The sequence below is a fragment of the Kocuria carniphila genome, from assembly GCF_004136555.1.
In the GTDB taxonomy this organism is placed as follows: Bacteria; Actinomycetota; Actinomycetes; order Actinomycetales; family Micrococcaceae; genus Kocuria; species Kocuria carniphila.
In genome coordinates, this window is record NZ_NOIT01000005.1 from 1 (window position 1) to 18,402 (window position 18,402).

Genomic DNA, 18,402 nt, shown 5'->3' on the forward strand with positions numbered 1-18,402 from the left:
ATCGAGACGATGCGCCGAGTCGCCCGCGGCTTCCGGAACTTCGACAACTACCGCCTACGCGCCCTGCTCGCCGCCGGTGGACACCGGCCGTGGCGCAAGACCCCTACCCATGCTCATCTGTGAAGGGCCAGATAACTCTGGGGTGGAAACGGCTCGGTGGGGCAAAGCGGGCGTGGCCGCGAGCGCCGTCGGCGATCAGTGCGATCGAAAGGTTCCTGCTCGGGGAGAACGAAACCCCGCGCGACAGCGAAGGCTGCCGGGCGGGGTTTCGATTCACCTCACAAAAGCGAGGTACAAGCTGGAAGTCTCAATCAGATGAGGGACTTGGCGCCGGTACGAGCCTTCTCGAAGCGCTCTGCGACGTCTGCCCAGTTGACGATGTTCCAGAAGGCCTTGACGTAGTCAGCCTTGACGTTCTGGTAGTCCAGGTAGAAGGCGTGCTCCCACATGTCCAGCTGCAGCAGCGGGATGGTGGCAACGGGAACGCCGTTCTGCTGGTCGTACATCTGCTCGATGACCAGGTTGCCGGCAATGGGCTCGTAAGCCAGGATGGCCCAGCCGGAACCCTGAATGGTGGTGGCAACCGCGGTGAACTGGTCACGGAAGTTGTCGAAGGAGCCAAAGAAGTTGTCGATAGCCGCGGCGAGCTCGCCCTCGGGCTTGTCGCCACCCTCCGGGGAGAGGTTCTTCCAGAAGATGGAGTGGTTGATGTGGCCACCCAGGTTGAACTGGAGATCCTTGGAGAGCTTGGCTGCACCGGCAGCGTCACCGTTGGCGCGAGCCTCCTCCATCTTCTCCAGGGCAGTGTTTGCACCGGTCACGTAGGTGTTGTGGTGCTTGTCGTGGTGCAACTGCATGATCTGAGCCGAGATGTGGGGCTCAAGAGCGGCATAGTCATACGGGAGATCGGGCAGAGTGAACTTTTCAGCCACAGTGAATCATCCTTCCTAGCGCTTGGCGTTGATATTTCCACCTAACGCCAGGGCCCTCGACAGGGTCAAGAAGGTTCAGCCACTAGCGTAGGAAAGGTACTTTCCTCGTCATAAGTTGTCATGTGGATGTCTTATTCTCGTGTGCGTGCCTGATTCACCTGATTCATTCGAAGAACTCCAACCCACCCCCGGCCCCATCATCCCTGCCCGTGAGGAACACGCGCAGGGCATCGTCGACCTGCGCAACCGGATCGCCCGCTGGCTCCAGGGCCGCGGGATCGACCAGTGGCGGGAGGGGGAATTCGATCCGCGCGACGTTTCCGAGGAAATCGGCCGTGGCGAGTGGTCGGTGATCGAATCCCCCGAGGATCCGACCGTGGTGCTCGCCAGCGTCCAGGTGCTGTGGGAAGACCTACGGATCTGGGGCAAACAGGAGGAACCCGCCGGCTACGTGCACGGCGTGGCCGTGGACCGATCACTGCGCAGCACCGGCACGGGCCCGGCGCTGATCCGGCACGCCGAGAAGGTCACGCGGGATTCGGGGCGTTCAGTGGTGCGTCTGGATTGCGACGTGAACAGTCCTCGGTTGGCCGAGTTCTACCAGGGCCTGGGATACCTACCGTGCGGAACGCAGGATTTCTACGTGGCACACCAGGATTTCCACGTGACGGTGCTGCGCCACGAACTTCGGCTGAATTGATGCGCTAGGCGGGGCGGGTTACGTGAGCGATTCGAGACGCGGCTCGTCCGGGGTGAGGTCCGACGCCGCTCGGTAACGTTGCGCGCCCGTCTCCAGCAGGTGCTTCAGATTCTTGTTGTCATCGCGTGACTGGTTCTGAAAACTACGTTCCACCAGGCGTTTGATGAACTGCTTGTTCTTGGGCACGTACAACCGGTAGTGGCAGGTCAGCCGGGTGCTCCCGTGATCCTCGACCCACTCGTACGTGGTGTCGATGAAGAACAAACCCTTGGTGGTCCGGTACGCCAGCGTCTGTCCCGGAATGTACTGGGACACGATCTGGATGTAGTCGAAGTGCAGTCCGTACTGCGTGGTCACGAAGGTGACGGTGGTTCCGGGCCTCATGATCGGATCAGACGTTTCCACGTTCTCGCGCATGCACGTGCGCCACTGCGGCAGCGCCGGTGCGTCAACGAGCATGCGCTCCACCACGTTGGCCGGCGCATGAATAATCAGACGTTCCTCGAACTCAACAATGCTGGACTCAGCCAATCCAGTTTCCCCTCACGTTCGTAGACCCCACGAGCGTGCGCCTCCCTTGCCCTGTTGACGCTCGCTCTTCCCCTTCAGCTTAGAGGGTGAACCCTACCGACAACCATGGGTGTCAGGAAACGTCGAGTTCCCCCGCCCGCCGCTGCGCCGAGGGGAAAACATGTCGCGCATGTTCCGTGAGGCGGTGCGGACGAATTTCCGCGCCACTGCTCGCGTCGCCGGTTTCTTCCACCACAGGGGCCCCGTGAGGCGGTACATCGCATCCACCGTGACCAACGTGCCCACCCCCTGCGTCTTCCAGGAGTACTCGATGGTGACATCCACGAACCCCTTGGTAGTGCGCTGAATGAACGACACACCGGAAGTTCGCGCGGCCACGATCATCACATAGTCGAACGACAACGGCCCCACATTGACCGTGAATTCCATGGCGTCGCCCACGTCCAGAGGAACCCCGGATCCCGCGGGGCCAGACAGTTCCAGCTCGTTCCAAGCGGCAATGGATCCTGGGGCCCTGAGCACACGTTCGAACTCATCAGCAGTGGCCGGGACGAATTCCTGGGTGCTGATCAAAAAACCGTGCGGTGTATCCGTTTCGTGCATGGTTTATCCCTCAAGTAGATCCCCAGACGCAACATCTCCCACATACCCACCAGCCCATCCGGTAGGTCCGTGCTGCCGCGTCAATGCCTATTATCTTGGCCCACATTTCTTGGAAGTCCACTCCGCACAAGTGTGGGCGCTCTGTGCACAGGGGTGGAGAAAGTTATCCACAGGTGTGGACACAGTTGTGAATAATTCGAAGATCTGTCTGATTGCGCTCGAGAGCGAACATTCGTTCCGGTCCGCTGTGCCGTGTTTTCAAGGGCTGGGGCCGCTCACCAGTCGAACACTCGTGCGTCACAGCGGTGGAATCACAACCGTGTGAGTTTTCCACTGTGTGGACAACCTCTGTGGATAACCCACACAGGTGTGCGGAAAAGAAACCAAAGAAAATCCCGCCCGGGTCCACCAGGCGGGATTTTTCGGACACCTCAGCGTCCGTCAGACAGTTTTTTCTGCACCTTCGCGCGAGCGGACCGCGTTCTGCTGAACCGGGATCACACGGATCCACCAGAAACTGTGCGCGTCCAACAGGATGCCGCCGCGCAGATCCACAGTCCCGTTACCGTGTAGTTCCACACCCGTGGGCAGGAACCCGGACAGCGTCTCCCCAGTCACGTACTGCGACCAGTCGCTGAAGTTGGCCAGGCACAGCACCACACTGTGCTCACCGGGGCGCTGATAGCCCAGAACATGGGGGTTGTGGGTGTCGAACGGAATCAACCGGGTGCCGTCGAACTCCTCCGTCTGCTGACGCACCGAAATCATCCGCTGGATCCCACCGAAAATTCGACCCTGCACGGAGAAGAGATCGTGGCGACGCTCGTAGTCGGCCCGTGAATACTCGGGCCGGTGCACCCACCGGGCGTCGTGAGAGTTGTCCGGGTTCTCAGCCCAAGCGGGGTCGTTGAGCTGGCCCACTTCGTCCCCGAGATAGATCAGAGGGACACCGCCGGTGCTCATGGCCAGTGAGTACGCCAATAGAATGCGGTCCGCCGCCGGGCCGGGTTCGGTTTCGAGTCCCATGAGCGAGGCTGTCGTCCCGCAGATTCGACAGTCGCCGGTCCGGGGATTGTCCTGGAACGCCACGCCATGGGCGAAACTGCCCTGAAATCGTCCGGTATAAAAGGCGTTCAGGAAGCGACGGTGATCGTAACCGTCGACCCCCACCCGTGCGGCGTCGTCGTCGGAGAAGGTCCACCCGATGTCGTCGTGGCTGCGCACGTAGTTGACCCACGCGGTGCCCTCGGGGGTCGTGTGGCGCTCGTTGATCGCCTGCTGCAACAGCGCGACCTTGCGCGTCGCGCTCGCTTCCCAACCCAGGGCCATCTGGAGCGGGTTGTAGGACAGGGTGCACTGGTCCGTGTCGATGTACCGGATGACCTCGTCCGGGTGGACGATCGCCTCGGACTTGAACTCCACGGCAGGGGCAGCCAGCTTGACCATCGCGTTGAACGCGCGCAGCAGATCGTGGACCTGCGGCTGAGACTCACACGTGGTTCCCAACTGTTTCCAGATGAACGCCACCGCATCCAGCCGCAACACCTGTGCGCCCTGATTGGCGAGGAACAGCATTTCCGTTGCCATGGCCCGAAAGACCGCGGGATTGGAGTAGTTCAAATCCCACTGGAAACGGTGAAACGTGGTCCACACCCAGCGGGGATCCTCTTCCAAACCACTGGCCGCGCGACCGGCAGGGGTGGCGTCCACGCGGGTGAACACACCGGGGTGATCGTCCGGAAAGATCTCGCGAGCGGTTTCCTCGAACTGGGCCGGCACGGTGCGGTCCGGATAAATCCAGTAGAACTGCTCGTAGAACGGATCCCCGGCAGCCGCTGCCTTTGCCCATTCGTGTTCGTTGGAGGTGTGGTTGAAGACGAAGTCCAGCACCAGGGCAATGCCCTCGGCTCGCAGTTCCTCCGCGAGTTCCGCCAGGTCGTCCATGGTGCCCAATGCGGGATCCACACGCCGATAAGAGGACACGGCGTAACCACCGTCGGAGTTGCCCTCGGGGCACTCGTACAACGGCATCAGGTGCAGGTAGTTGAGACCAAGTTCCTTGAAGTACAGGATGCGCTCACGCAGTCCGGCAATAGAACCCGCATAGCGATCCACGTAGCAGACACCGCCCACGGCCTGACGGGACATGAACCACGACGGCTCGGACTCGCGCTCCACATCAAGCTCTTTGAGGCCTTCCGGGCGCTCGGAGAAGGAGTCCCATGCGGTGAGTACGCTGGCCGCGGCCAGATCCCAGAAGTCGGGGCGCTGGCCGTAGACGGCGCGCAGTCCCGTGACGAGTTGACCGACGTACTTGCTGAGCCTGCGCAGGAAGACTTCGCGGTCTGCGGAGCCAACACGGTCATCCTGGCTCAGGCGTCGTTTCATGGCACCGATGAGTTCGTCACGGCTCGTGACGGTCGGGAGGATCATTTCTTGTTGAAACATGGTGCGGTCTCCTCGGTCTCCTCACGAACACGGATCTGTGAGGTGGTTCCGAGCTCGAGATCCCCCTTGACGCCGAGCCCTTTCGGACAGTGCCACCATCCGATGAATCGTGGCTTCCCCAGCATAGACATCTTTGTTAGTGCGCTAACAAGGTGACGCGTACGTGTCGCATTTTGTAACCCTACGTTTACTGCACAGGTTGTGCACAGAGTTATCCACAGGTGTGGAAACTACGGCGTGTCGAATGAGAATTGACCTGCTCAAACGTTGTGTTCGAGCAGGTCAACCTCGATTTCCCACAATGCCCACCGGCTGTGGACATCCCCTGTGGAAACTAGGACTGGTAGCCGTTCTCCGACAACCATTCGGCGGCAGCATCTGCCGGGTTCATTTGCTGTTCACCGCTCACCTTGCGGTTCAGATCGATCAGGTCCTGGGTGGTCAGCTTGCCCGAGAACTCGTTCAGCGCGTCCTGGGCCTCCTGCGGAAGGCGGTCCGGAGCGGTCAGCGGGAGCACCTGCTGCGCAATGAAATTGTTCTTGGGATCCTCCAGAACCACCAGGTTCTCGTCCTCGATAGCCGGGGTGGTCGTGAAGATATTGGCCACCTGTACGTCACCGCTCGTGAGGGCCTGCACGGTCAGGGGGCCGGAGCCGTCATTGATCGGTTCGAAGGACTTGAACGTGCAGTTGTACTTCTCTTCCAGACCCTTGACACCGTAGGCGCGTTCCTGGAACTCGGGCGGGCCGGCCATGATGAATTCACCGCACACCGGTGCCATGTCCTCGATGGACTTCAGGGAGTGCTCGTCCGCGGTGGCCTGGGTGACCACCAGGGAGTCTTTGTTCTCGGCGTCGGAGGCCTCCAGCACGGAGAGTCCCTCGGACTCCAAAGCACCCGGAAGCGCGCTCATGATGTCCTCGGCGGAGGCCTGGGTGGCCTCGGTGTCGGCGAACAGCAAGAGGTTGCCTGAGTAGTCCGGAACCACGTCCACGGACCCGTCCTTGACCGCGCCCGTGTACGCCTCGCGGGCGCCAATGCCCGCATTGGTCTCCACCGTGAGACCCGCATCCTTGAGCACGCCCGCGTAGAGTTCCGCGATCACCTGGGACTCGGGGAAGTCCGCCGACCCAACCGTGATCGTCTCCGAGGACCCGCCCGAAGCGGCGTCGTCACCGGAATCGTCGAGTGGATCGGAACCGCCACCGCACGCGGTGAGCACCAGCGCCAGGGCGAAGAACCCGGCCAGCCACGCGCCCGCGCGCCGGAAAAGTGAAATGGTCATGAGCGTTCTCCTGCCAATCTGAGCCCCGGCGAGGTCACCAGGCGTTGAATCAGAGCCAATATTGCGTCCGCAGCGAGCGCAAGCACCGCCACGAGTACCACGGAGGCCAGCATGCGTGAGTAGTCGCGCACGGCCAGCCCGTCGATCAAGTATCTTCCCAGGCCACCCAGGTTGATGTAGGCCACGATGGTCACGGTCGCGAGCACCTGCAGTGCGGCGTTGCGAATGCCGCCCAGGATCACGGGCAGCGCCACGGGGATTTCCACGCGCGTGAGCGTCTGCCGCTCGGTCATGCCCATGGCGCGGGCGCCGTCCACGAGCGCGGGATTCACCGAGGCGATCCCGGAGTACGTTCCGGACAGGATGGGCGGGATGGCCAGCAGCACGAGCGCCAGGATCGGTGGCATCAGGCCGAGTCCCATGAGCAGGGTGAACAGCGTCAGCAGACCCAGTGTGGGCAGCGAACGCAGGGCGCCGGTGATACCGACCACTACACCGCTACCGCGCCCGGTGTGCCCCACCCACAGCCCCAGCGGCACGGCAATGATCAAAGCGATGGCCATGGTCAGGGCCGTATAGCCCAGGTGTTCGAGCATGCGCTGCGGGATGCCGGCGGCACCGGTCCAGTTCATCGGGTCGATAAGGAATTGGAGGGCCTGGTCGATCAGGTTCATGCCTTCGCACCTCCGGATTCCACGCTGGCGATGGAGCGGGCGCGCTGGGAGTCCTCGTCCTGAGTCTCGCTCTCGGGACCGGCAGCCGAGCGCTTGCCCGTGCCGTCACCACGCCGTTCTCGGCCTCCGTTGCCGCTACTGACCTGCCCCGCCCGGCGCCACTTAGTGAGCACGTGACCGACCAAGCGCAGCAACTGATCCAGCACCACGGCCAGGATCACGGTCGCGATGATGCCCACCACGATCTCCGACATGATGGAGCGCCGCAGCCCGTCCGTGAACAGCGTGCCCAGGGACTGAATACCGATCACCGCGCCGACGGACACCATGGAAATGTTCGACACCGTGGCCACGCGCAGCCCCGCAATCATTACGGGCACGGCTAGCGGCAGCTCCACGCCGAAGAAGCGGCGCACGGGCTTGTAACCCATGGCAGTGGCGGCCTGCAGAATGTCCTTGTCCACGGCCTCGAACGCATCCACGCACGAGCGCACCAAAATCGCGATCACATACAGGGTCAGCGCCACGATCACGTTGATCAGCGAGGTCATTTGGGTGCCCAGGATCAGTGGCAACACCACGAACAGCGTGAGTGAGGGAATTGTGTAGAGCAAAGACGATCCGGTTACGAACAGCGGCCGCAGCCACTTACTGCCGGCGGCCAGCCTGGCCAAGGGCACCGAGATCAGCAGTCCCACCACCACGGGAATCACCGATTGCAGCAGGTGGGTTCCCGTCAGTTCGAAGACCGTGGACCAGTTGTTCGACAGCCAGTTCATGGCCGCTCCCGCCGGTCGGATCGCTCGTTGCGTTGCTCCTCGATGGCCCGCATGATTTCGTCACCGCGCAGGATTCCGGCCAGCGAGCCGTCCTCGTGAACCGCCACAGCCTGTCCCGACGGCGAGGAGAGCGCGGCGTCCAGGGCGGTACGCAGCGAGTCGCCGGCGCGCCACAGCGTGCCGCCCACGCGCAGTTCTTCACGCGGCGCGGGGTTGCCGGCACCGTCCACGGGCAGCCAACCCAGCGGCGCGTTGCGTTCGTTGACCAGCAGGACCCAGCCGTCCGACGACGCCGCTATCGCACCGTTTCGTGCGCCGGCGTGCGTATCGCCGTGGGCGGCGTCGTGAGAACCGCCCTCAGCGCCGTCGGCCTGCCAGGGCGCGGACGAGCCGTGCCCGGAATCGATCCGCGAGCGCTGGCCTGTCTCCGCGTTGAGCACCGTGACGGGGTGGACGGCCACCGGGGCGCGGTCGAAGGTCAGGGAGCGGAAGCCGCGGTCGCGGCCGATGAAGTCCGCCACGAAGTCGTCGGCCGGAGCTCGAAGGAGTTCTTCCGGGGTCGCGTACTGGGCCAGCTTGCCACCGCGGGCGAAGACGGCCACGCGGTTACCCAGGGTGATGGCCTCGTCGATGTCGTGGGTGACGAACACAATGGTGCGGTGCAAGCGCTTCTGCAGGTCCAGGAGTTCACGCTGCAAGTCCTGGCGCACCACGGGGTCCACCGCGGAGAAGGGTTCGTCCATGAGCAGGATGGGCGGATCAGCGGCAAGCGCTCGGGCCACGCCCACGCGCTGCTGTTGACCACCGGACAGTTGCGCCGGGTAGCGGGTAGCCAGGGACTCGTCGAGCCCCACGGAACCGAGGAGTTCACGAGCATTGGCGCGGGCCTTGGATTTGGACACCCCGTTCAACCGGGGCACGGTGGCGATGTTGTCCTCCACCGTGCGGTGGGGCATGAGCCCGGACTGCTGCATCACATAGCCCATGGAACGGCGCAGCTGCGCGGCGGGGACGTCCGCCACGTTGCGACCGTTGATCTCCACGGTGCCGGAGGTGGGTTCCACCATGCGGTTGAGCATGCGGAGCGAGGTGGTTTTGCCGCAGCCCGAAGGGCCCACGAACACGGTGAGTGAGCCGGTGGGGATCTCCAGATCCAGGTGGTCCACGGCGGTGGTCCCGTTGGGATACACCTTGCTCACGCCTGAATAGCGAATGGCCGTTTCGGTCATGCCCTTGAAGTCCCTTCGATGGCGTGCGTTCATCCTATCCAGCGCAATCATCAGTGTGCTCCGTTATTTCGCGGTGTTGTCACACGTTTGTTTTTGAGAACCATTCTTATTAGAGTGACGGTATGCGTTTCGTCATCGTCAGCTCCCTGGATGCCCTGGCACGTCTGGCTGCCGCGAAGTACCTCGCCCGGCGCTGGCCCTCGGCCGAGTTCATCCGATGGGACATCACCGCCGACGGCGCCCTGATGCGCAAGCATCACCGCAATGGGAACCTCCGCTTCCTGCACGCCTCACCACTGGATGTCGCCGAGCCGGGCCACGCGGACCAAGGTGCCGCAGCCCGGCACGATCTTGCGCACCACGTGGTCGACCAGGCCTCCGCAACCGCGGATGACGAACTCATCGTGCTGCTACTCCCCATGGGGTTCCCGTCCGAAGATGCGGTGGCCGCCCTTAGAGCCCCCGAACGCACCTCCGAGTCCCCCGAGATCCGCATTCAGTCCGTGCTGTTCGCCGTGGATCCCGAAACCGTGGAGGACACTCTCTGGGATGTCTCCCCTGCCGTGGAGTTCGATTCCCGCCCCGCGCTTCCCGCAGTCCATGAGACCCCCAAGGGCGAACCACGCTTCATGCCCGAACGGGAATACTGCCGAACCTCCGGCGAGTTCTTGGCCGCGGAAGTCGCACACAGCTCCAGCCTGCTCGCTGTGAACAACTTGGATTCAGCCTTGGCCCCGCACCACCCCGAACAGTGGGACCGCGGCGTTGAATTGATCGGGGAGATCGCCCCGCACCTGACGATTGTGGACGCCACCGCCACACCACGTCGCAGTTCCTCGACGCACGCCGGGATGTTCGCGAGCTTCGACGAACACGCCGCGAAGCAGCGGCGTCGTCCGGGGAGTATTCCCGAGTACGACGGCGCCGCGGCCTCGACCGTGGTGCTGCGCACCTCCCAGCCGGTGGACCCGGCACTGTTCCATCGCGCCCTGGGCACCATGGTGGCCGGCGCGTGCCGGGTGCGCGGAACCGTGCATTTCCACACGGATCCTTCCCGCACGGTGGCCATCGAGGGCGTGGGGCCGCACGTGTGGCTCGAACCGAAAGAGCAGGAGCCCACGACACTCGACTACATCGCGTCGGTACTGAACGCGAGTACGGCTGCGGCCACGCTTCCCGATCGAGCTAGGCGACACGTCTCGCTGCTACCGGACGGACTGTGCGGATGCACGATCGCCATCACCGGCTCATTCCTGGACGGCGGGCAACTGCACGAGCTGCTCCACGCCGCCACGGGCGCCCCGGTCGACGAGCCGCCGTCGACCAACCCCTGTCAAGACACCCCGCCAACCCAGACAAAGGAGACACCATGAAGGTCCGTAACTCACTGCGCGCGCTCAAGAAGGTTCCCGGTTCGCAGATCGTGCGCCGCCGCGGCCGCACCTACGTGATCAACAAGAAGAACCCGCGCATGAAGGCCCGGCAGGGCTGAACCCGGCCGTGTCCTAACCCTGCCGGTGACTACCCAGGTGGTCACCGGCAGGGTCATCCCCAGCGAGGAACTCGTCCGGGATGTGGTCTGCACCGGCGACGTCAGTGAGCAACCGCGGGTCGATGGGCACACCGCGGCGCAGCACGCTGATGCCACCGCCGGGCTCGTGTAGGACACACGCGATCTCCTGATATGAGCGAATACCGGCGCGACGCAACGCACCATGCAACTCCCAGATCGTGATGTGGGATCGCTTGAGCGTCTTCTCTTGAATGTCCTGGCCGATCATGAGCAATCGCGCCGGGCTGTTCATGAGCTTGTGCACCCGCATCGACGAGCGCAGCTGACCGAAGACCGCCTCCAGGATGAACAGCGTGGCCAGGCCCAGGATGCCGCTGGTCAGAGTGGGCGGGTGTCCCAGGATCACGCGGCCGGCCACCGAGCCGAGCATGACCGTGACCACCACGTCGAACGTGGACATGGCCATGAGCACGCGCTGACCGAATATCCGCACGAACAGCAGGAAGGCCACGTAGATCCCGACCGCGGACAGCACGACCGCGATCGCGTGGGGCCAGGTAATGCCCAGTTCTTCGAACAACTGGTCGGGGAGCGAGACGTTCATCGGCATGTCGACAGATTAGGCCCGCTCACTCGGTGGTGGAGAACTGCGTTTCGTACAGTTCCGCGTACCGGCCATCGGCCTCGAGCAAATCGTCGTGCGTGCCGCGCTCCACGATCCGGCCCGCCTCGATCACCAGAATCTGATCGGCCTGACGAATGGTCGACAGGCGGTGGGCAATCACGATGGCGGTACGGCCGACCATGGCCTCGCCCAAGGCCGCTTGCACGTACGCCTCATTGGTGGAATCCAGTGCGGAGGTGGCCTCATCCAGAATCACCACAGGGGGTTGGGCCAGCAACAGGCGGGCAATGGTCAGGCGCTGCCGCTCACCGCCGGAGAGCCGGTAGCCGCGCTCTCCCACCACGGTGTCCAGGCCGTCCGGGAGGGATTCAATTACGTGTTTCATCCGGGCGCGATCCAGGGCATCCCACAGGTCCTCGTCCGTGGCCTCCGGGCGGGCCAGAGCCAAGTTGGCGCGAATGGTGTCGTGGAACAGATGACCGTCCTGCATGACCATGCCCACGGTGTCACGCAGAGATTCGAACGTGGTTTCACGGACGTCTTGGCCGCCCAAGCGGACGGCACCGGTGTCGACGTCGTACAGACGCGCCACCAACTGGGCAATCGTGGACTTTCCCGCGCCCGAGGATCCGACCAAGGCCACGGTGTGACCCGGTTGGGCGCTGAAGGAGATGCCATGCAGCACTTCTTCTCCACCGCGCGAATCCAACACCGCCACGTCCTCCAAGGAGGCCAAGGAGACCTTTTCGGCCGAGGGGTAGGCGAAGTGGACGTCGTCGAACTCCACCGACGCCGGGCCCGCGTCGATGGCGCGGGCATCGGGAGCCTCGCGGATCAGGGGTTTGATGTCGAGCACCTCGAACACGCGCTCAAAGCTCACCACGGCACTCATGATGTCCATGTGGGCGTTGGCCAACATGGTCAACGGGGTATATAGCCTGGTCAGCAGCATGCCCAGGGTCACGACGGCACCGGCATCCAGGTGACCCAGGATCGCCTGGGCGCCGCCCACGCCGTAGACCAACGCCAGCGCCAAGGCGGAAACCAAGGTCAGCGCGGTGACGAACGTCGTCTGCAGCATGGTGGTGCGAATACCGATATTGCGCACACTCGCCGCTCGTTCGGCGAACTGCCGGGACTCACTCGAAGGGTCACCGTACAGCTTGACCAGCGTGGCTCCGCCGGCGGCGAAGCGTTCGGTCATGCGGATGGACATCTGGGCGTTGTACTGCGCGGATTGCCGCTGCAGCCCGGCCAGTCGGCCGCCCATGGCACGGGCGGGGATCAAGAAGATGGGGAGCAACAGCAAAGACAAGCCGGTGACCTGCCACGAGATGGTCACCATGACACCCACCGTGAGCGCCAGCGAGACCACGTTGGACACCACGCCGGACAGGGTTCCCGCGAAGGCGCGCTGCGCGCCGATCACATCAGTATTGAGTCGGGAGACCAGTGCCCCCGTGCGGGTTCTGGTGAAGAACGCCAGCGGCATGGTCTGCACGTGGTCGTACACAGTGGTGCGCAGGTCGTAGATCAGACCTTCACCCACGCGCGAGGACAACAGTCGGTTGAGCACGGACAGACCGGCATCCAGCAGGGCGACGATCGCGATTCCCACGGCCAGCCACACCACGGCCGATATGTCCTGACCGCCGGTGATGGCATTGACCACGCGCCCGGCAAGCACCGGAGTGACAACGCCCAGCACCGCCAGCGCCACCGAAACCACGATGAACAGGGTGATGGTCTTACGGTGCGGACGCGCGAAAGTCAGGATGCGCTTGATGGTCGCGCCACTGATCTTGCGTCCCTTGTACTCCTGGCCCTTGACGGCGCCCATCATGACCCGGTGCGGACTGCCGTTCATACTCACCCCGCCACTCTAGACCCGGGGCGGGAGCGGCGCCGAGGTGCTTCGGATCCGTGGTCACGCGGTGCGACAGCAGGGCGCTTGAGCGCGCAACCAGCCGAGCGCTCAAGCGGCCAAGCATTCAGCGAACCGAACTGCAGGCAGCCACCTCGTGATGCCACCGAGCTCAGGCGATCGAGCGCAAACCCTTCGCCACGTCCTCAGCCGGTCCGCGGTTGAGGGAGTGGCCGATCTCGACCAGCTGACCCACCTGCTCGGGGCTCAGACGATTGAAGACGATGTCGCGCACGTGGCGCACATGAGCCGGCGCAGCTTGCTGGATGCGTTCGATCCCGGCGTCAGTGATTTCGGCGATGACCACGCGGCGGTCGTCGAGCCGGCCCTCGCGGGTGACCAGTCCGGCCTTCTCCATGCGCGCGACGATGCGCGAGAGCCGTGACTGAGACGTGTTCGTGGCGGCCGCGAGTTCGGACATGCGGTGCCGGTGGTCGGAGGCTTCGGAGAGCATCGCCAGAACCAGGTATTCCGCCAGAGACATGTCCTCTTCGCTGCGCAGCTGTGTTTCCACGGCGCCGGGCAGGCGGAACATGATCGACACGAGCGCCAGCCACGCTTCGCGCTCGTCTTCGGACAACCATTCTGTATCGCTCATGCGCCGATTCTAGGTGGAATATATTGACGCAGCAAATATTGTTCCCTAGAATTGCTTGCAACAGAAACTATTTTGGAAGGAAGTAACCGTCATGAGCATGACCGTTCTCGACCGCCATGAGATGTCATCGCTCCCCCGCTCCGCAGCGCAACCGCGCTGGCAAGACGGTGACGCACCGCTGCCCTCCATCTACTTGAGCCACGGTTATCCGGGGCTCCTCGACGATGAGCTCTGGCTCTCCGAGCTCTTCGAGTGGGCCATGAGCATGCCCAAGCCGCGCGGCGTCGTCGTCGTGTCGGCGCACTGGGAGAATGCGCCCACGTCCATCACCTCGCCCACCGCCAATACCCCGTTGGTCTACGACTTCGGCGGGTTCGAGCAGCGCTTCTACGAGCTCACCTACCCCACCCCGGACGCCTCGACACTGGGTGCCCGGATCGCCGCGATGATGCCGGACACCGAATCCTTGCACGTGGATCACAACCGCGGCTTGGACCACGGCGCGTGGGTTCCGCTGCGCGCCATGTACCCGCTCGCGGACGTTCCTGCACTGCAGGTCTCCATGCCCACGCACTCCCCCGAGCGACTCATGGACCTGGGTCGCCACCTGCGCCAATTGCGCCACGAGGGCTACCTGGTGGTCGGTTCCGGCTTCATGACCCACGGCATGCCGTCTCGCCAGCTGCTGTTGGGGACCACGGCCGAGCCCGAGTCCTGGTCCGTGGACTTCGATTCGTGGGCCGCCCAGTTGCTCGACGACGGTGACGTTGCCGGACTGTCCCGCTTCCGCACCGACGCCCCCGGCATGCCCTATGCGCACCCCACCGTGGAGCACTTCACGCCGCTGTTCATCACGTTGGGTGCCGCGGACGATCCCGAGGGCCCGGTCAAGACCACGATCGAGGGCTACAAGATCGGCCTGTCCAAGCGCTCGTTCCAGCTCGCCTAGCTCGTCGACGATCGACGACGCCGCTCGCTCGCCCTACGCGGGCAGCGTGCGATTGCGTCCGGCCAGAGCCACGAACACACCCTGCGCGATGATCACGCCGAGAATCGTGAGCAGCGGGATGGTCCAGGTGCCCGTAGCATCCCGCAGCACACCGATCATGACCGGCCCCAACGCAGCGAGCAGGTAGCCGACGCTTTGCGCCATTGAGGACAGCCCGGCCGCCTGGTGATAGTCCACGGTGCGCAGCCCGAACAGCGCCATGGCCAGCACGATGGCCCCGCCCGTGCAGAAGCCGATGAACAGCGCCCACAACAGTGACAGTCCGGGCATGGTCAGCAGACCGATCACACCGATCACGGCCGAACTGGTGAACAGGATGCCCAGCCCGGACTGACTCCGGGTCCTGGGGATCATGGATGCCGTGAAGAGGGTGCCCACCAGTCCACATGCCTGGAACGCGAAGTGGTACCAACCGGCTTCCACCGCGCTCGCACCGTTGAACACTTGCACCGCGGGCAACCAGGTCACCATCGTGTAGTAGACAGTGGACTGCAGTCCCATGTACGCGGTGACCTGCCAAGCCAGCGCGGAACCCAAGGGGAGTTTGGCGTGACGGCGAGCGGGCGGCGTCGTCCTTAGAGCGCCGTGTTCGTCACGCAGCTCGGAACGGCCGGGAAGGTCCTTGGTGGGTTTCCGGCGACCCACGATCCACGGCAGGAAGATGGCCAAGCCGATGATCGCCGTGCCGGCCCAGATCCCCAGGGCGAAGCGCCAACCGGACGGGGCTACCTGGGCAATGGGGACCACCACACCCGAAGCAAGAGCGGCCGTGAGCGCGGTGACCGACTGGTACACACCGGTCATGGGGCCGATCTTGTGCGGCCAATCGCGTTTGATCAACGCGGGGATCAGCACGTTCATCACCGCGATCGCGGCACCCAGCAGCACCGTGCCGATCCAGATGAAGCCGGGCCCGGGCGTCGAGCGAATGATGATACCCAGCGCCAACACGGCGAGCGCCAGGCCCAGGACGCGTTCCAACCCGAGGCTCTCAGCCAGCCGTGGCGCGAACGGCGAAATCACGGCGAACGCAATCAACGGCAGGCTCACGAGCAGCGACGCCTCGAACCCGGTCAGGCCGCCCTGTTGCTCGATGTCCGGGAGCACGGGACCTACCGCGGTGATGCCGGCGCGGAGGTTGGCGCCCAGCAACAACACCCCCACCAGCAGCAAACCGGCACGGTGGCCGCGGTTGACCGGGGGCTGAGCGGGACGCTCGGGCATGGACGGACCACCTCTCTAGGACGTCATGCCACCATAATGGGAACCATGGATTCCATGGACACCTGGCCCACCCCCGTTACCGTTGATGACCGAGGGTTCGATCTCAAAGCCATGCAGCAGTTGCGGCGCAACCCGTCCGCGACCTCGGGCAATGCTGGTTCTTCGCCCGCGAGTAACGCATCACCCGCCGACGGCGCTTCCGATCCAGGCGCCACAGCGTCCGGTACCAGCTCGGCGAGTCCCGCCTCGCCTGCCACACCGGCCAAGGTAGGCACCCGCGAGAAGCTCGCCAACTCCATGATCCTGGTGATCCCCGTGGTGTCGGCGCTGGCCATCGTGCTGTGCTGGATGCGCTACGCGGACACTAACAACGGCCTGTGGTTGGGCGCGATTGCCGTGATTTTGGTTCTGGCCGCACTCACGTGGATCTCCAGCGTGAAGAAGGCCTTCGCCCGCGCGCAGGGTCATCTGGCTACTCGACTGCCGGGTGTCATCGGTTACGGCGTGGGCATCATCCGCGAAGTGGACGTGGACTCCCCGTTCGACGAGAACGGCGTCTCAGAGACGGTCACTGCTCACCTGGTGCTGTCCGTGAACCCGGTACAGGGTCCCAAGTTCCAGGCCCCGGTCGACGCCGTGTACAACACGTCGGATTCGGAGAAGCTCGCCGTGGGCGCGCACGGGCCGGTGCGCTACTTGCGTTCCGATCCCGAGAACACCGTGAACATCGAAACCCGCTTGGATGATGCGCGGATCCGTCAGATCTATCAGGGTGCGGCGATGAACTGATCGTGCCCGTGAGCGCGACCCGCACATACGAACGGCCTCTTACCGAAAGGCGAGAGACCGTTGTCGTGGCGACGCAGCGGCGTCGTCGGCAGAAGAACTACTTGACTTGGTGGGGGTCCTTGGTGCCATCAGCGGCAGGACGGGAACCCAACTTGCCGGCCAGGTTCGCGCGGAGCGCGGAGGAGCCCATGCGCTTTGCGGGCTTTTCGTCCTTGATGGGGGCGGTGGACTTCGCCTTGGGCGTCGAAGGTGCGGCAGGAACGGTCTCCTGTTGCTCGGTGTCAACGTCCGGTTCGATGACCACGCGGGTGCCGTCCTCCACCGAGGAGCGCTTGAACTCGCGAGGGGCGCGAGGATTGTCGTTGACCGCGGTCACGGACACGGCCATGAGGTTGAGCACGATGCCCAGGATCACGAAGATCCACGCGGCAACGGGCATGGAGCCGAGCTCGAACAGCAGACCGATCACCACCAGGGCGATGGAGGTGATGTACGCGGGGGTCTTGACACGGTGGAAGTTGAACTTCATACCTCTATTTCACCACGACTCACTGACATGCACCTGACGGCCGTGACTTCACTCATAACTTAACGGCTTGTCAGGGCGGCAGGCGGAGGAGTTCACTGAAAACAGTTTCCCAACGAAAGGATTTCCATGCCTCGCAATGCAACCCTGACCCTCAACGACGGCAACACGATTCCGCAGTTCGGCTACGGAGTCTGGCAGGTTGAGCCGGACGTCGCCGAGGAAGTGGTGACCAAGGCTCTCGAGACCGGCTACCGCCACATCGACACCGCCAAGATCTACGGCAATGAAGAAGGCGTGGGTCGCGCGATCGCCAAGAGCGGCATCCCCCGTGAGGAACTGTTCATCACCACCAAGCTGTGGAATGACGACCAGGGCTACGATTCCGCGCTGAAGGCCATCGACGAATCCCTGGAACGCCTGGGCCTGGACTACGTGGACCTGTACCTCATCCACTGGTCGCAGCCGAAGAAGGGCAAGTACCTGGAGACCTGGAAGGCATTCCAGGAGATCAAGAAGTCCGGTAAGGCCCGTTCCATTGGTATCTCCAACTTCGGTGAGGAAGCCTTCCAGGAGATCATCGACACCGGTGACATCCCCGCCGCACACCAGATCGAGCTGCACCCCTACTTCAACCAGAAGGCCATGCGCGATCTGGATGCGAAGTACGACATCGTGACCGAAGCCTGGTCCCCGCTGGGTCAGGGCAAGGCCGATCTGCAGGACGAGACCATCGCCCAGATCGCCAAGGCCCACGACGCCACCCCGGCGCAGGTCATCATCGCGTGGCACTTGGCCATCGGCAACGTGGTGTTCCCCAAGTCCGTGACTCCCGAACGCATCGAGGAGAACTGGGCCGCACAGGACCTCACGCTCAGCTCCGAGGAGATCGCCCTGATCGACGGTCTCACCCGCGACGACGGCCGCATCGGCTCCGCCCCGGAGGATTTCAACGACTGATCGCTGTTACCTCGGCGACATGGCCTCGGTTCCCTCAAGGGAACCGGGGCCAT

19 protein-coding genes are annotated in these 18,402 nt (G+C 63.8%); 6 read left to right on the forward strand and 13 right to left on the reverse strand.

The annotated features are described in order from the left end of the window. Nucleotides 1-311: 311 nt before the first annotated feature. Nucleotides 312-932: a superoxide dismutase gene (locus EWV37_RS04665; protein ID WP_095797251.1), complete on the reverse strand. Its 621-nt coding sequence runs from the start codon at nucleotides 930-932 to the stop codon at nucleotides 312-314. Between the two features lie 145 nt (nucleotides 933-1,077). On the opposite strand from EWV37_RS04665, the gene EWV37_RS04670 reads away from it, so the two are divergent. After that, complete coding sequence (locus tag EWV37_RS04670) at nucleotides 1,078-1,632, forward strand: GNAT family N-acetyltransferase (RefSeq protein WP_238663066.1); 555 nt, start codon at nucleotides 1,078-1,080, stop codon at nucleotides 1,630-1,632. Nucleotides 1,633-1,650: 18 nt separating this feature from the next. On the opposite strand, the gene EWV37_RS04675 is transcribed toward EWV37_RS04670, so the two are convergent. From EWV37_RS04675 to EWV37_RS04705, 7 genes are all read right to left on the reverse strand, one after another. Beyond that, nucleotides 1,651-2,163: an SRPBCC family protein gene (locus EWV37_RS04675; protein WP_129700145.1), complete on the reverse strand. Its 513-nt coding sequence runs from the start codon at nucleotides 2,161-2,163 to the stop codon at nucleotides 1,651-1,653. A gap of 93 nt (nucleotides 2,164-2,256) precedes the next feature. Then, the gene (locus EWV37_RS04680) at nucleotides 2,257-2,766 is read right to left on the reverse strand and encodes a hypothetical protein (RefSeq protein ID WP_095797249.1); all 510 of its coding nucleotides are present in this window, start codon (nucleotides 2,764-2,766) and stop codon (nucleotides 2,257-2,259) included. Nucleotides 2,767-3,207: 441 nt separating this feature from the next. Further along, on the reverse strand, nucleotides 3,208-5,214 hold the full coding sequence (locus EWV37_RS04685) for an amylosucrase (RefSeq protein WP_095797248.1): 2,007 nt from the start codon (nucleotides 5,212-5,214) through the stop codon (nucleotides 3,208-3,210). A 334-nt stretch (nucleotides 5,215-5,548) separates the two neighbouring features. Further along, nucleotides 5,549-6,499: an ABC transporter substrate-binding protein gene (locus EWV37_RS04690; protein ID WP_095797247.1), complete on the reverse strand. Its 951-nt coding sequence runs from the start codon at nucleotides 6,497-6,499 to the stop codon at nucleotides 5,549-5,551. Continuing rightward, nucleotides 6,496-7,173, reverse strand: coding sequence for an ABC transporter permease (locus EWV37_RS04695; RefSeq protein ID WP_129700147.1), 678 nt, complete (start codon nucleotides 7,171-7,173; stop codon nucleotides 6,496-6,498). The genes EWV37_RS04690 and EWV37_RS04695 overlap by 4 nt, the downstream gene beginning before the upstream one ends. Next, a complete protein-coding gene (locus EWV37_RS04700; RefSeq protein ID WP_129700149.1) occupies nucleotides 7,170-7,952 on the reverse strand; it encodes an ABC transporter permease in 783 nt (260 codons plus the stop codon). Before EWV37_RS04700 ends, EWV37_RS04695 begins: the two co-directional genes overlap by 4 nt. Continuing rightward, nucleotides 7,949-9,181: an ABC transporter ATP-binding protein gene (locus EWV37_RS04705; RefSeq protein WP_095797302.1), complete on the reverse strand. Its 1,233-nt coding sequence runs from the start codon at nucleotides 9,179-9,181 to the stop codon at nucleotides 7,949-7,951. Before EWV37_RS04705 ends, EWV37_RS04700 begins: the two co-directional genes overlap by 4 nt. 122 nt (nucleotides 9,182-9,303) lie before the next feature. Between EWV37_RS04705 and EWV37_RS04710 the strand changes: the two genes are divergently transcribed. Both EWV37_RS04710 and ykgO read left to right on the forward strand, forming a co-directional pair. Next, the gene (locus tag EWV37_RS04710) at nucleotides 9,304-10,554 is read left to right on the forward strand and encodes a CobW C-terminal domain-containing protein (RefSeq protein ID WP_129700151.1); all 1,251 of its coding nucleotides are present in this window, start codon (nucleotides 9,304-9,306) and stop codon (nucleotides 10,552-10,554) included. Continuing rightward, nucleotides 10,551-10,673 (forward strand): type B 50S ribosomal protein L36, encoded by a 123-nt coding sequence (gene ykgO / locus EWV37_RS04715; protein ID WP_095797243.1) that lies wholly within the window; start codon nucleotides 10,551-10,553, stop codon nucleotides 10,671-10,673. Before EWV37_RS04710 ends, ykgO begins: the two co-directional genes overlap by 4 nt. Before the next feature lie 13 nt (nucleotides 10,674-10,686). Here the strand turns inward: ykgO and EWV37_RS04720 are convergent, their stop codons facing one another. From EWV37_RS04720 to EWV37_RS04730, 3 genes are all read right to left on the reverse strand, one after another. Next, nucleotides 10,687-11,298, reverse strand: a complete 612-nt coding sequence (locus EWV37_RS04720; RefSeq protein ID WP_095797242.1) for a DUF421 domain-containing protein — start codon at nucleotides 11,296-11,298, stop codon at nucleotides 10,687-10,689. 25 nt (nucleotides 11,299-11,323) lie between these two features. Then, complete coding sequence (locus EWV37_RS04725) at nucleotides 11,324-13,186, reverse strand: ABC transporter ATP-binding protein (RefSeq protein ID WP_129700307.1); 1,863 nt, start codon at nucleotides 13,184-13,186, stop codon at nucleotides 11,324-11,326. A gap of 169 nt (nucleotides 13,187-13,355) precedes the next feature. Continuing rightward, nucleotides 13,356-13,841 carry a MarR family winged helix-turn-helix transcriptional regulator gene (locus tag EWV37_RS04730; protein ID WP_095797240.1) on the reverse strand — a complete coding sequence of 162 codons (486 nt, stop codon included), beginning with the start codon at nucleotides 13,839-13,841 and terminating at the stop codon, nucleotides 13,356-13,358. Nucleotides 13,842-13,932: 91 nt separating this feature from the next. On the opposite strand from EWV37_RS04730, the gene EWV37_RS04735 reads away from it, so the two are divergent. After that, nucleotides 13,933-14,790, forward strand: a complete 858-nt coding sequence (locus EWV37_RS04735) for a dioxygenase family protein (protein ID WP_129700153.1) — start codon at nucleotides 13,933-13,935, stop codon at nucleotides 14,788-14,790. 33 nt (nucleotides 14,791-14,823) lie between these two features. On the opposite strand, the gene EWV37_RS04740 is transcribed toward EWV37_RS04735, so the two are convergent. Next, entirely contained in the window at nucleotides 14,824-16,074 is a 1,251-nt protein-coding gene (locus tag EWV37_RS04740; protein WP_095797238.1) for a CynX/NimT family MFS transporter, read from the reverse strand. A gap of 45 nt (nucleotides 16,075-16,119) precedes the next feature. Between EWV37_RS04740 and EWV37_RS04745 the strand changes: the two genes are divergently transcribed. After that, nucleotides 16,120-16,863, forward strand: coding sequence for a hypothetical protein (locus tag EWV37_RS04745; protein WP_095797301.1), 744 nt, complete (start codon nucleotides 16,120-16,122; stop codon nucleotides 16,861-16,863). Between the two features lie 97 nt (nucleotides 16,864-16,960). Here the strand turns inward: EWV37_RS04745 and EWV37_RS04750 are convergent, their stop codons facing one another. Continuing rightward, a complete protein-coding gene (locus tag EWV37_RS04750) occupies nucleotides 16,961-17,392 on the reverse strand; it encodes a hypothetical protein (RefSeq protein WP_129700155.1) in 432 nt (143 codons plus the stop codon). Between the two features lie 126 nt (nucleotides 17,393-17,518). Here EWV37_RS04750 and EWV37_RS04755 point away from each other — a divergent pair, with 126 nt between their 5' ends. Then, a complete protein-coding gene (locus EWV37_RS04755; RefSeq protein WP_095797236.1) occupies nucleotides 17,519-18,349 on the forward strand; it encodes an aldo/keto reductase in 831 nt (276 codons plus the stop codon). The last annotated feature ends 53 nt before the right edge of the window (nucleotides 18,350-18,402 follow it).

Coding starts and splice junctions, on each gene's coding strand:
- EWV37_RS04705 (WP_095797302.1), bottom strand. CDS start 9,181: ATGACCGAAACGGCCATTCGCTATTCAGGCGTGAGCAAGGTGTATCCC.
- EWV37_RS04755 (WP_095797236.1), top strand. CDS start 17,519: ATGCCTCGCAATGCAACCCTGACCCTCAACGACGGCAACACGATTCCG.
- EWV37_RS04700 (WP_129700149.1), bottom strand. CDS start 7,952: ATGAACTGGCTGTCGAACAACTGGTCCACGGTCTTCGAACTGACGGGA.
- EWV37_RS04750 (WP_129700155.1), bottom strand. CDS start 17,392: ATGAAGTTCAACTTCCACCGTGTCAAGACCCCCGCGTACATCACCTCC.
- EWV37_RS04740 (WP_095797238.1), bottom strand. CDS start 16,074: ATGCCCGAGCGTCCCGCTCAGCCCCCGGTCAACCGCGGCCACCGTGCC.
- EWV37_RS04730 (WP_095797240.1), bottom strand. CDS start 13,841: ATGAGCGATACAGAATGGTTGTCCGAAGACGAGCGCGAAGCGTGGCTG.
- EWV37_RS04735 (WP_129700153.1), top strand. CDS start 13,933: ATGAGCATGACCGTTCTCGACCGCCATGAGATGTCATCGCTCCCCCGC.
- EWV37_RS04690 (WP_095797247.1), bottom strand. CDS start 6,499: ATGACCATTTCACTTTTCCGGCGCGCGGGCGCGTGGCTGGCCGGGTTC.
- EWV37_RS04695 (WP_129700147.1), bottom strand. CDS start 7,173: ATGAACCTGATCGACCAGGCCCTCCAATTCCTTATCGACCCGATGAAC.
- EWV37_RS04745 (WP_095797301.1), top strand. CDS start 16,120: ATGGATTCCATGGACACCTGGCCCACCCCCGTTACCGTTGATGACCGA.
- EWV37_RS04725 (WP_129700307.1), bottom strand. CDS start 13,186: ATGAACGGCAGTCCGCACCGGGTCATGATGGGCGCCGTCAAGGGCCAG.
- EWV37_RS04680 (WP_095797249.1), bottom strand. CDS start 2,766: ATGCACGAAACGGATACACCGCACGGTTTTTTGATCAGCACCCAGGAA.
- EWV37_RS04720 (WP_095797242.1), bottom strand. CDS start 11,298: ATGAACGTCTCGCTCCCCGACCAGTTGTTCGAAGAACTGGGCATTACC.
- EWV37_RS04685 (WP_095797248.1), bottom strand. CDS start 5,214: ATGTTTCAACAAGAAATGATCCTCCCGACCGTCACGAGCCGTGACGAA.
- EWV37_RS04710 (WP_129700151.1), top strand. CDS start 9,304: ATGCGTTTCGTCATCGTCAGCTCCCTGGATGCCCTGGCACGTCTGGCT.
- ykgO (WP_095797243.1), top strand. CDS start 10,551: ATGAAGGTCCGTAACTCACTGCGCGCGCTCAAGAAGGTTCCCGGTTCG.